Source organism: Paenibacillus sp. Z6-24 (assembly GCF_054161335.1).
Window position 1 is genome coordinate 4,892,972 of record NZ_CP096398.1, and the last position, 12,906, is coordinate 4,905,877.

Here is a 12,906-nt window from a genome sequence, read left to right on the forward strand (position 1 = left end):
TGAAGCGGGAGCCTTTTGCAGGAATAGCGTTTATTTGATTATTTGGTTATTTGGGATACAAAAGCAAATGTGCCTCAAAATGACGCGTCTTCCCAACCTGTTTTCCATTGGGAAATTACACTCTGTCTATATTCAACCCGGATAATGTCAGATTCATAAATTCGCTGTAGCGCCGAGCGGCCTCGTGAATCTCCTGCTCCCCGATCTTCAGTTCCGTAAATGGATGAATGGAAATGTCGACTTTTTCCTTTCGAATCTTCCGTCTCCATAAGCCGACAATTTCGCCGTCCACCACCAGCATTGGTGTGAATACAGCATTTTTCCCGGAAATTAGCGGACCGTATTCCTTTTTTACGATGGCGCTTCTGTCCTTGTAGCCCAGCAAATATTCGTCATAGCCTGCCAGTAGATGAACAGCATCATCCGGCTCGGTTGCGACCGCATGATCTGCTCCCATCCAGTATTCCACACCTTCGTACTTTTCCAAAAGGAGATTCATTCGAGCCGCTTCCACGCCTTTTCTGGCTTCTGCCATGGGCAGCCCTGACCACCATGCAAAATCGTACACCGTTGCCGGTCCATGTCCTGTAAAATAGCGTGTCGCCAGCTCTCTCAGTGACTCTTCCATACTCCAATCCCGGACTTTGGGCAGCCATTCTTCCATTAACACAAAGGTCTGCTGCTTGCCCTCCAGCGGACCCATACAGATCAGCCCGCTATGGGCCAAATACAACAGCACGTTATAGCCCTGCCCATCTGCAGTGGCAATACCTTCATATTCCAGTAATTTCATCAGGTCCACCCGTCTCATCCGCTTGTGTTCTCTCAGCGCATCGTGGATGATCTTCTCGGCCAGCATCATTTGCTTGAATTTCAGCTCCTGCTGCTCCAGCTTGTCCCGGAGTCTGGACCAAATACGGGATGCCAGCAGCTGAAGCATCCAGCGGGCATCGGCGGCACGCACAAAATGCAATGTACCGCGCATCGGCCAGGTCAGCACGATTTCCCGGTTGGCTATCGCCTGTTCCACAGCGGCCACACTGCCACTATGCATACGCGATCCAATAGCCCACAGGGCCTGAGCATAATCCTGTGCCTGCACCGCGCCCAATCGCTGCACCACCTCGGCAGGTGTCTTTTCCTCCACCCGGGTAATACGCTGACTGCGCAGGCGATGATAAGCGATCTCTTTATTTTCCATACTGGTCTCCTCGTCTTTTCCGACTATGCGATCCTACTTAACTGGATATATTCCAAGTTCAGTATACCTTTGGTGTACCGATATGCTTGTATCATACCAAAACAACCCTGACAGCTGTTTGTCAGGGTTGTTGAATAGTTGAAAATATATCCGTATGATGACGATGCCGAGAAGGCAATCTGTTTTCATAATAAGGATTCTTCCTGTATCTGTTAGCCTGCTGCGTGTGTGTAGTTGAGCATGGTTACACGCCCGTTATCTTCACGAAAGCGGCTTGCTCTCCTTGAGCTGCACAATATCATGCCCGGTCGGATTCTGGAAAGCCCGCAGTCCAAAGGTCGGCGCCACCGCAAAGATATGGTCGAAAATATCCGCCTGCAGCGTCTCATAGATTCCCCAGCTGATATCATTACTGAAAGCATAGACTTCCAGCGGAAGTCCGTTATCCCCCGGAGCCAGCTGCCGGACGATCAGGGTCATATCTTTGTGGATTTGCGGGTGGTTCCGCAGGTACTGATGAATATACTCCCGGAATACCCCGATATTCGTCAGCTGTCTGCCATTGACATTGCTGCCCCGGTTAATCTGGTGTTCTGCATTATAGCGCTCGATCTCTTCCAGCCGTTTGGTAATATAATCGCTCAGATAATGAATTTTGCGGAATTCCGCGATCATCGTCTCATTACAAAAGCGGATGCTGCTCGTATCGATATGAACGCTGCGCTTGATTCGGCGACCGCCGGACACCTGCATCCCCCGCCAGTTTTTAAAGGAATCCGAGATGAGTGCATAACTCGGGATCATCGTGATCGTCTTATCGAAATTCATAACTTTGACCGTGTTCAGAGTGATATCGACCACATCTCCGTCCGCATCATACTTGGGCATCTCAATCCAGTCCCCGACACGAACCATATCATTCGAGGATAGCTGAATACCGGCCACCAGACCGAGGATCGAATCTTTGAAAATCAGCATTAGCACAGCGGATAGCGCACCGAGTCCACTCAGAATGATCAATGGATTCTGACCGATCAGATTGGAAATGACCACAATGCCCCCGATAATGAACATCACGATCTTGATCACCTGAATGTACCCCTTGATCGGCCGGATCTTAGAGATTTCATAGGAACGGTAAATGGCCTCAGACGCATTAAGCAGCGCATTCAGTACGGTGATCGTAATGACGATCATATACGTCATGGCCGCTTTCTCGATCAATACCTGATACGCGGGGAAGATCGATGCCGCAAAATAAATAATGATCGCCGGTACGAGATGGGACAGATTGTGGAAGACCCTTTTCTCGACCACAATCTTGTCCCAGGTATACCGGTTATTGTTCACGATATGAATAATCGTCCGCAGGACGATTTTTTTGGTTATAAAATTAGCCAGTATGCAGAGCAAGGCTATAAAAAGAACCATGATGATATTTGCTGTATAAATGTTGGCAAGCCCGTTCACCCCAAGGCTGTCCAGCTGTTGTTTGATAAATCCCATCGCTTCCTCCTGTCACAGTACATAGTAACCTATTATTATAAAGGAGTTAGCAGCCGTAAACAAAGTTTGGCAAATAATCAGATCTGCTTTGAGAAAGATCGGATTCTGTTTGGCAGCTTTCTATTGATCCTGAGATCTCTCTCTACAATGAATAATTCTTTTTCCCAAAAGAAATTAATATAAAACTCTCTGTATAACACAAACTTTGCATCATTCTTTTGCGTCTACTATAGAGAAGGAGTGATCTAATGAATAAGTATAAATCTGCATTACTTATATGCATTGTATGTACAGCTGCTTTATCAGGATGTAGTAAACCATTAACTGCCCCCTCTCCAGATAGCCAAGCGGCCTCCAGCACTACTATGACCAAGCAAAATCGTCCACAAGTTATGGTAGATGAATCTCCATATACAGGCGAGCAACTTGAAATTATACGGCTGGTGAATAGATCAATCCAATATACGAATGATCTGAATAAAGAGGCGTATATGAAGTTTTTCACTACTGACTCTCCTATTCAAGGAATCATGGGAACAGGAAAGATTACCAATATGGAGATCATGCATATTGGCGATATCACGAAAACTCAAGCTTCGCTGTCTGCCAATGTTACTTATGAGAATAATAATCCCGTCTCTAAAATGTATACTTTTAAAAAGGACAACAACAAATGGTTATTATCTAATATCGATTAAAAAAGCTGCCAACCCAATTGTGGGTCAGCAGCTTTTTCATTTTACCTATAAGAGCAATACTGCATGACTTGGAGTCCTTGCAGCATACTACCATTAACCTCGAAATAATCAGGCTGTTTACTTCGCCCAGTATTGACTAGCAATCTTTTGCCCCTGATCGATCTTCGCCCACTGCTCGTCTTCTGTCAGCTCATTACCCCCATCACAGGAAGCAAATCCGCACTGGTGAGACAGCAGCAAACGGTCCTTGTCGATAATATTCGACGCTTCATCCAGCAGACGCAGCACACGCTCTTCATCATCCAGCGTGCGAGTCTTGGAGGACAGCAGCCCCAGTACCACTTCCGTCTCCGGCTTGTCTTTGAACACAGCCAGTGCTTCCAGCGAACCTGCACGATCGTCATCCCACTCCAGGAAGAAGCGGTCGTATTTCAGCTGCTTCAGGAACAGGTTGGCGATCTTCACATACGAGCCGCCGCCCATGTTGCGGGAATCGTAGTTACCGCGGCAGTTGTGCGTCCACATTTTCAGACCGAAGCTGTGGCCGTAATCGATGATGATGTTGCTGATATCGATAAACTCCGCTGCAAGTGCCTGTACCTGCTCCTGATCGATATTCTCGCCAGTGTATGGAGAGTTCGGATTATCATCCGCAAACAGCTCCCACAGGCAGTCGTCGAACTGCAGAATTGTACCGCCCGCAGCAGCAAACTCCTCCACGAATTCCTTGTACGCTTTGACCAGACCTGCCTTAAGCTCCTGCTGCGTCTGGTACACGGCATCTGCGCCACCAATATTATCCGACCAGGACAGCTCCCCGAAAATGTGGGATGGAGAAGGTACACACAGCTTGGTCTCCCGATCGCCGGCTTGCTCTTTCAGCTTTTTGAATACTTCGATAAAGTGGTGATTCTTGCCGCCGAGTTCACCGGTGATACGCAGCCCGATGTCTTTGCGCGTCTCGTACTTGGAACTGCCGTCCGTATCACGGAAAAAGTAGCCGTGATCCGCAATATACCGATCAATCCCTTGGAATCCCCACACAAAGTCCAGATGCCACATCGACTTGGAATACTCACCATCCGTGATGATCGACAGGTCATGCTGGATTTCCTTTTCAACTACAGTCTGGATCGCTCGGTGTTCGCACTCTTGGTAACCATCGAATTCCTGGTAAAACGGGTACTGGATATCGTCACGATGCTCGATTTGCGTTTTATATTCTAGCAGTTCTGCCGGACGCAGCAGGCTGCCTACGATTTGAAATTTATCACTCATTGTAAAGTCCCCCTTGGTGTGAATTATGCTCGGTTATAGTATTTTGATTGTAGCACGAGTGGGGGAGTTTTTACGTAAGCTTAAAAGTCATATCTGGTTATAGGTTGGGGCTATGGCAGAGTAGAATGAAGTTGGTCATGTATTGGAAGCAGTATAAATAGTCACTTGCTGATCCCTCTGCTATGCTATTTAAAGTTCAAAACAAAATAATTATTGATGCTGAGTATTTCATTCTGCCTACAAATAAAAGCCTACTTATTAAACAGGCTTTTACTATAGAAATTAGAGAAATAAAACTTTTGCAGACACACACAATTTAAATTTCGGAAGATCTGATAGTAATCTTCGCGTTACCTGCTCATCTATACTCAAGGAGCACGGACTCTGACCACTTAGGTACCAAGTCAGTACAGTAGATCATTTTGCCATTAGAAATCTCAGCTACAATGGAAGGCTCATATGTATTATCAATAATAATTACTTGGTCTGCAATCAACAAAGCAGGTTTTAAATTCTGCAAGGATTGACCATACCGAAAACGAATATCTTCTTCCGCAATCCAGTGCCCTCCCTGTTCAACACGAGAAGCTACGCGGTCTATGTGCATCTGGACATCTTGTAGACCGATATAGTAGACAACAATCTCATAACTGGAATTTTTAGCAATTTGCATATGCTTTAAAACAAAGGTACCCGATAGTGTAGTTTCAATGGCAAAATGCTTCTTTTGCTGGATAAGCGAACGAATTCTTTTTACAGCTTCCCTCCCGGCAGACAGATCGGCACTTCGCGGATCATCCGGTTTCAGCTCCCGCGCAATTTGGTCTGGATCAACCAACTCTCCCAACCAGTTTCTCATTTGCAGACTAATTGTGCTTTTCCCAGCTCCATTAGTACCGGCGAAGACTGTCATGATGGGGGAAGTGTTACTACTCATGATATTCAAATTCCTGACGTTTTCCAGCAGCATCAAACACAATTTCGAATTTATTTCCCTCAGCATCTTCGCGAACGCGCTTGTTGTTCTTTATATAATATATTGATGCGCCCAAGTCTTTGGCCTGTTTCCGTGCATGTTGATTCGCCCTTTTCAAAATTTCCTGAAGCTGCTCTCGATTTGCAGGCATTTTAATCCCTCCAACTCCGTAATTTACAACAATTATATCATAACCAAAAAGCCATCAACCAGATTACTGGCTGATGGCTTTTGTCTTGCTCATATGGAGGCGAGGGGAGTCGAACCCCTGTCCGAAGATAACGCAACACAAGCTTCTACGGGTGTAGTCACAGATTTAATGTCACCCGAGTAGCGCCCTGTAACCGGCTCTACGTTGGGTCAGCCTGATTATCTTCTTCAGCACACCCCAGGCGGAGATGTGACAGCGTAGCCCACTAAGAGTTGGGCCCTCATCCTGGCACATGGGCGATGCGAGGCGAGAGCACGCTCACAGGTTATTAAGCTGCGAAAGCGTAGTTAGTTTGTTGTTTGCCGTTTAATAGGCTTTAGCGTTGATAAAGCGGACGCGTCCCCACTACCCGCTACTCATGCCCGACCTACCCCCGTCGAATCCAAAAAACGCCCCCTTGATAAAAAGGGATTGGATTAAGACGAATTCGAGAACATGAGTCTCGTTATTCGAAAACAATCATCCATGCAGTCTTTCCCTCCATAGAAAGGACTGCACCGGGCAAATTCATCGGCGATCCGGCACGTGGCCAGATGCTTTTGCATTTCCCATAGACTCTGATTATACCACATTTGGCTGCAAATGGGTAGCTGTACAGGCGGATTTCCTGTCGTTTCCAGTCAGCTGACAGAGAATACCGATCGGCTTCTCACCGATTCGATCATCCTGCTGTACACCAGCTCTCACCAACAAGTGACCATCTGCCAAGAGAGTCATTTACCATATCGGTTATTACCCTTATTTCCGGGAATCTAACCTCTCTCCATCTCACCAGCTACCCTGTTCTTCTCTGCAGCCTAGCGGCCGATCTTCTGGCTGTCACGCACTGCGCGCTGGATATCCCGCTGGGCATCCCGCTTGGCGGCTGTCGCACGCTTGTCGTGCTGCTTCTTACCTTTACCGAGGCCGATCAGCAGCTTGGCGTAGCCGTTGCGGATATAGATCTTGAGCGGTACCAGCGTATAGCCGTCACGCTTAGATGCGCCGATCAGCTTGCTGATCTGCTCTTTGTGCAGCAGCAGCTTGCGCGTACGGGTCGGATCGGTCGGGTTGCTGCGGTTGCCTTCTTCGAACGGGCTGATATGCATATTGTGCAGGAACACTTCTCCATTACGAATCGTGGAAAAGGCGTCACTGATATTCGCGCGTGCGCGGCGCAGCGACTTGATCTCGGTACCGGTCAGCACCATGCCGGCTTCGTACGTATCCTCGATAAAGTAATCGTGGGAAGCTTTTTTGTTCTGGGCAAGTACTTTGCTTTCACCTTTTTTGGTCGCCATCTGTATTCCTCCTTTCCCGGAAAATGCCCTGCCACCGCAGGGGCTTGTGGTCATTTATTGTAGCAAGCGATCCGGGGAAAAGCAAGAAGGCCGGGGCCTCGCTTACGGGTCCCGGCACTGCCTGCTTGCGGTCTGCTGCATGAGGCATCTCTACTTGCTGAATATGCCTCTCCCGTCTCTATTTTATCCGTATGCCCATTGTCTGCATCTGTACCGGTCGATGGCTTCTGCCAGTCCGCTGCTCTCATTTTGGCAGAGCGGATCGTATGAAGCCGGTCCATGTCGGTACACATCACAGATGATGTGGCTTATTCCGGATTTTGTGTTGGGTTCTTTTTCTTGCGGCGTCGCGGGCGTCCTGCCGGTGCTCCTGCTTCTCCTGTAGGAGCTGCCGGACTCACGGCTGAACCAGGGCCTGCGTCGGTCGCTTTTTTCTTGCGGCCGCTGCCCTTTTTGTTGGAGACGACAGGACTGTCATATCCGCCTTTACCGGAACCAAAGGCAAAGTTCCGGCCCTGACCGCCGCCACTGGATGACGGGGAAGAGAACCCGATGCCTTTATCTTTTTTCCGTTTGCGCTTGCCTGCTGCGGCTGTTTCTCCTGCTGCCGGGGTAGCTGCAGCAGATGCCGCTGGTGCTGCTTTGACCGGCTTGTCTGTTTTGGGACCTCTGGCAGCTTTCGCTGCCTTGCCGAAGCGCTCGGCTTTTTTGGCGTTTTTGTTCTTACCTCTGCCACCGCGCTTCTCACCATTCGGGGCACCCTGTGCTCCGCGTCCACCGCGGTCACCACCGCCGCGTGTTCCGCGATCTCCACCCGGACGGCGATTGCTTTTCGGCATATCGGTCAGTTCAAAATCGATCGTATGATCGTCCATATTGACGTTGGCGACGCGAATGATCACGCTGTCCCCGATACGGAATACGCGGGAAGTGCGCTCCCCGAGCAGTACCATATGCTGATCGTCGAAATGATAATAATCGTCGGTCAGCATACCGAGGCGGATCAGGCCCTCAACCGTATTTTCCAGTTCGATAAACATACCGAACCCGGTCACGCTGCTGATAATGCCTTCGAATTCTTCGCCGACTTTGTCCAGCATATATTCGGCTTTTTTCAGTTGATCCGTATCACGCTCGGCATCTACCGCTACGCGCTCGCGCTCGGAAGACTGCTGGGCGATGTCCGGCATCCGGCTCTCCAGATACGCCTGACGCTCCGGTGTGAGTCCGCTGCCGCCATTCTCGATCACTTCACGGATGACCCGGTGAATGACCAGATCGGGATAACGACGGATCGGGGAAGTAAAGTGGCTGTAATACTCGGCTGCCAGACCAAAGTGACCGGTACTGTCTGCGGAATACTTGGCCTGCTTCATCGACCGCAGCATCATGGTACTGATAACAGTCTCTTCCTTCTCGCCCTTGATCTGCTCCAGCAGCTGCTGAAGTGCCCGTGGGTGGATCAGATTGCCTGTTCCTTTGACCGCATGGCCAAAGTTCGCAGCAAACGCCAGGAAGCCTTGTAGTTTCTCCTGATCCGGGTTCTCGTGAATACGGTACAGGAATGGCACTTTGAGCCAGTGGAAGTGCTCAGCGACCGTCTCGTTGGCTGCCAGCATGAATTCCTCGATGATCTGCTCGGCGACCGAACGCTCACGCTTCACGATATCAATCGGCTTGCCTTTTTCATCCAGAATGATCTTGGACTCTTCAAAGTCAAAATCAACCGCGCCGCGGCGAATCCGCTTGTCACGCAGCTTCATGGCGAGCTCACGCATCAGTCTAAAGTCATCGATGAGCGGAGCATACCGTTCCAGCAGCTCCGGATCTTCATCTTCCAGAATGCGACGTACGTTTTTGTATGTCATCCGTTCCTTGGTCTTGATCACACTGGTAAAGATGTCATGGCTGACTACCTTCATGTTCTCGTCGAACTCCATCTCACAGGAGAGCGTCAGACGATCCACCTGCGGATTCAGACTGCAGATCCCGTTGGACAGGCGATGCGGCAGCATCGGGATAACACGGTCTACCAGATAGACGCTGCAGCCGCGATTGTAGGCTTCATTGTCGAGCATAGAGCCTTCACGCACATAATAGCCGACATCAGCGATATGGACGCCCAGACGGTAGTTGCCATTCTCCAGACGCTCGACGTTAACCGCATCATCCAGATCCTTGGCATCTTCGCCATCGATCGTCACGATATTTTTGCCGCGCAGATCGCGGCGTCCCTGCTGGATAATCTCTTCCTGGGTAATCTCATCCGGCGCAGCCTGCGCCTCATCCATTACTTCATCAGGGAATGCTTCCGGCAGCTGATGCTTGCGGATAATGGAGATGATATCGACACCCGGATCATCCTTGTGTCCGAGTACCTCGATTACGCGTCCTTCAGCCGCTGCGCGTCCTTCCGGATAGTTGATAATCTCGGCGACAACTTTTTCTCCGTCTACCGCTCCACCAAAGGACTCCTTGGGGATAAAGATATCGCGGTTGATCCGCTTATCATCCGGCAGCACAAAAGCATACGTATCGAGTGCCTGGAACACACCTACAATTTTGGTGTTTTTACGAACGAGCACACGCACGACGACGCCTTCCATCCGTCCACCGGATGTATTGCGGGAAGTCACCTTCACCAGTACGGTATCTCCGTTCATGGCTGTGTTCAGGTCATTGGCATTAATATATACATCTCCGTGCTCCCGGTCTTCCGGAATCAGGAAAGCAAAGCCCTTGGCGTGAGCCTGTACGCGTCCACGGACCAGGTCCATACGCTCGGGTACGCCGTAAGCGTTCGCACTGTTCAGAACGATATCGCCGGCATCTTCCAGCTTGTTGAGCAGTTTGACCAGTTCTTTGAACTCCGAGGCATCCTCAATCTGAAAATGCTCTTCCAGCTCCTGGTACGTCATGGGTTTATATGCGTCAGTACGCATGAATGTTAATAGTTGTTCTTCTGTAATCATTGGTTTCACCTCGGCCAACCGTCAGCAGTGATTATGTGCATCGGGTTCGTATGTAATCCTCATTTGCGATGCGATACAAGCGGATCTGTGTCGGTGATGAAGAAGATCAAACCCAGTCCGCTCACAGGATCTCTGCCCTTTCCTCTTCGGGCGGTTCATGCTCCATTTAGTATACACATACCCTAGTATACACTAAATTAATCGAAACCCCTTATTTCCGATCAAATATTCAGTTGGAACCTGTCGTTTTGTGATGCTAGATGAATCCATTTTGGTATATTTGATTTATAAAATGAGTGATTCTTTTGGCAGACCGATAGCCGGAAACGCATAGACAGCTCGTTTCATTTATACCATTCATGTATAAAAAGGCGGTCCATCTGTCACTCTCTCCTTGGTAAGGAGTGACGAATGGACCGCAAAAGGTCTTGCACATCATGGACTTCGGTCTTGCTTCAACTTACATGGGAATAATGGACAAGCTCGGGAACAGTTCCAAGTATAGTCCGGCTCTATGAACTCTTTATGAACAGACTGCATAAAAACAGCCCATTACAGTGAAAATAATCTTCACCATAATGGGCTATTCCTACAATACTCAAGCCGGTTATTCATAACCTGCCTATTTATCTAAATACAGCGACCAGAACCGCCAGAATGAAGAAGCCTGCTGCCAGACCGATCGTTACGCGCTGCAGTACCAATTCCATCCCGCGTGCTTTGGTTTTGCCGAAAAGCTGCTCAGCGCCGCCGGAGATGGCACCGGACAGGCCAGCACTTTTACCTTTTTGGAGTAATACAACGAGAATTAGACCAACGGAAAAAATAGTGAGCAAGATTTGCAAAGTTGTTTGCATGAATTCCACCTCCTAGAGCGAATGCGCCGAACATCTATAAATGGTATAAAATCACGAATCATGTTATAGAAACAGCATTTATAGTTTAGCATAAATTCGCGTCTTATAGCAATGGCTGGAAGCCGGAACTCGCCTGAATCAGCAATAAAAAAGCCAGCCACCTGCATATGCAGATGGCTGGCGGTGCGGTGATACGACTCTTTTTACGGCTAAGTAGCGGCCCAGACCGTTCGAGAGCCGTATCATCGGCACGTATATTCAGTATAAACAGAGCAGGGTGGCGCAGTCACGTTTGGCTGGTATCAGCCAGGACATGCGCTGCGAACCGAAGCAATAATTACTTCGTCAGACCTCTGTGCTCAGTCAGGTTGTAGAAGGATTTCAGGCCATCGTACTTCGCCAGTTCACCCAGTTGATCTTCGATACGAAGCAATTGGTTGTACTTCGCGATACGGTCTGTACGGGAAGGAGCACCTGTTTTGATTTGACCAGCGTTAGTCGCTACAGCGATGTCAGCGATTGTGCTGTCTTCGGATTCACCGGAACGGTGAGAGATAACTGCTGTGTAACCAGCACGTTTCGCCATTTCGATTGCATCGAATGTTTCTGTCAAAGTACCGATTTGGTTAACTTTGATCAGGATGGAGTTACCGATACCTTCTTCGATACCACGGCCCAGACGTTCAGTGTTCGTTACGAACAGATCGTCACCAACCAGTTGAACTTTCTCGCCCAGACGCTCGGTCAGCAGTTTCCAACCTTCCCAGTCGTCTTCGGAGCAGCCATCTTCGATGCTGATGATTGGGTATTTTTCTACCCATGAAGCCAGCAGGTCTACGAACTCAGCGGAAGTGTAAGATTTACCTTCGCCTGCCAGCTCGTATTTACCGTTTTTGTAGAACTCGGTGGAAGCTACGTCCATACCCAGGAATACGTCAACGCCTGGTTTGTAACCCGCTTTTTCGATCGCTTCAATGATGGAAGTCAGTGCTTCTTCATTGGAAGTGAAGTTAGGAGCGAAACCACCTTCGTCACCTACAGCAGTGTTCAGGCCTTTGCTGCTCAGTACGGATTTCAGGTTGTGGAAGATTTCAGCACCTGTACGCAGAGCTTCTTTGAAGCTAGTAGCGCCAGCAGGGATAACCATGAACTCTTGCACGTCAACGTTGTTGTCCGCGTGCTCACCACCGTTGATGATGTTCATCATTGGTACTGGCAGTTGTTTTGCGTTAAATCCGCCCAGGTAGATGTACAGTGGCAGGTCCAGAGCTTCTGCAGCAGCACGTGCTACAGCCATGGATACAGCCAGGATTGCGTTAGCACCCAGTTTGCCTTTGTTAGGCGTTCCGTCCAGCTCGATCATTTTGCGGTCGATCAGCAGTTGATCTACAGCGTCCATGCCGATAACTTCTGGTGCGATAACTTCGTTTACGTTTTTAACAGCGTTCAGTACGCCTTTACCCAGGTAACGGGATTTGTCGCCATCGCGAAGCTCAACAGCTTCGTGAGCACCGGTGGAAGCACCGGATGGTACGATTGCGCGGCCCAGTACGCCGGATTCCAGATATACTTCTACTTCAACAGTTGGGTTACCACGGGAGTCGAGGACTTCGCGTGCGTATACATCAGAGATAATCGTCATGAGTAAAAAGTCTCCTTTTTAGGTAAGTAATTTGGATCTGTATGATCCTTGATTTATAAAATGAAGCCGAGAAACAGGCCCACTTCCTGCTAACCGGTCAGCAGGCGATATTTATCAGCGTCCATTACGGAATAGGATTCGATGACATGAGCTCGGTCATGGTACACACAGATTTCCTCGCGGCTGCAAGTGATCAGTTCACAGCCGTTCCCATCTGCTGATCCTGCACGCATGACACCTGCCTCGAATCTATTCATATTACGGTGCTGCATCACACTGCAGCTG

11 protein-coding genes and 1 other RNA gene are annotated in these 12,906 nt (G+C 49.0%); 1 reads left to right on the forward strand and 11 read right to left on the reverse strand.

Going from position 1 to position 12,906, the window contains the following annotated elements:
- Positions 1 to 115: 115 nt before the first annotated feature.
- Together M1D61_RS21130 and M1D61_RS21135 are read right to left on the reverse strand one after the other, a co-directional pair.
- On the reverse strand, positions 116 to 1,201 hold the full coding sequence (locus M1D61_RS21130) for a winged helix DNA-binding domain-containing protein (RefSeq protein ID WP_458120502.1): 1,086 nt from the start codon (positions 1,199 to 1,201) through the stop codon (positions 116 to 118).
- A 261-nt stretch (positions 1,202 to 1,462) separates the two neighbouring features.
- Positions 1,463 to 2,707: a mechanosensitive ion channel family protein gene (locus M1D61_RS21135; RefSeq protein WP_458120503.1), complete on the reverse strand. Its 1,245-nt coding sequence runs from the start codon at positions 2,705 to 2,707 to the stop codon at positions 1,463 to 1,465.
- Positions 2,708 to 2,955: 248 nt separating this feature from the next.
- Between M1D61_RS21135 and M1D61_RS21140 the strand changes: the two genes are divergently transcribed.
- Entirely contained in the window at positions 2,956 to 3,405 is a 450-nt protein-coding gene (locus M1D61_RS21140; RefSeq protein WP_458120504.1) for a hypothetical protein, read from the forward strand.
- A gap of 117 nt (positions 3,406 to 3,522) precedes the next feature.
- On the opposite strand, the gene M1D61_RS21145 is transcribed toward M1D61_RS21140, so the two are convergent.
- The 9 genes from M1D61_RS21145 to M1D61_RS21185 all read right to left on the reverse strand — a co-directional run bounded on the left by M1D61_RS21145 (position 3,523) and on the right by M1D61_RS21185 (position 12,878).
- Positions 3,523 to 4,683, reverse strand: a complete 1,161-nt coding sequence (locus M1D61_RS21145) for a cobalamin-independent methionine synthase II family protein (RefSeq protein ID WP_458120505.1) — start codon at positions 4,681 to 4,683, stop codon at positions 3,523 to 3,525.
- 358 nt (positions 4,684 to 5,041) lie between these two features.
- Positions 5,042 to 5,620, reverse strand: coding sequence for a zeta toxin family protein (locus tag M1D61_RS21150; RefSeq protein ID WP_458120506.1), 579 nt, complete (start codon positions 5,618 to 5,620; stop codon positions 5,042 to 5,044).
- A complete protein-coding gene (locus tag M1D61_RS21155) occupies positions 5,613 to 5,810 on the reverse strand; it encodes a hypothetical protein (RefSeq protein ID WP_458120507.1) in 198 nt (65 codons plus the stop codon). Before M1D61_RS21155 ends, M1D61_RS21150 begins: the two co-directional genes overlap by 8 nt.
- Before the next feature lie 91 nt (positions 5,811 to 5,901).
- Positions 5,902 to 6,267: a transfer-messenger RNA gene (gene ssrA, locus M1D61_RS21160) on the reverse strand.
- Between the two features lie 400 nt (positions 6,268 to 6,667).
- On the reverse strand, positions 6,668 to 7,150 hold the full coding sequence (gene smpB / locus M1D61_RS21165) for an SsrA-binding protein SmpB (RefSeq protein WP_017814892.1): 483 nt from the start codon (positions 7,148 to 7,150) through the stop codon (positions 6,668 to 6,670).
- 308 nt (positions 7,151 to 7,458) lie between these two features.
- Positions 7,459 to 10,122, reverse strand: a complete 2,664-nt coding sequence (gene rnr / locus M1D61_RS21170; protein ID WP_458120508.1) for a ribonuclease R — start codon at positions 10,120 to 10,122, stop codon at positions 7,459 to 7,461.
- 626 nt (positions 10,123 to 10,748) lie between these two features.
- A complete protein-coding gene (gene secG / locus M1D61_RS21175) occupies positions 10,749 to 10,979 on the reverse strand; it encodes a preprotein translocase subunit SecG (protein ID WP_046216258.1) in 231 nt (76 codons plus the stop codon).
- 337 nt (positions 10,980 to 11,316) lie between these two features.
- Positions 11,317 to 12,621 carry a phosphopyruvate hydratase gene (eno, locus tag M1D61_RS21180; protein WP_458120509.1) on the reverse strand — a complete coding sequence of 435 codons (1,305 nt, stop codon included), beginning with the start codon at positions 12,619 to 12,621 and terminating at the stop codon, positions 11,317 to 11,319.
- Positions 12,622 to 12,710: 89 nt separating this feature from the next.
- Entirely contained in the window at positions 12,711 to 12,878 is a 168-nt protein-coding gene (locus M1D61_RS21185) for a hypothetical protein (protein WP_458120510.1), read from the reverse strand.
- Between the last annotated feature and the right edge of the window lie 28 nt (positions 12,879 to 12,906).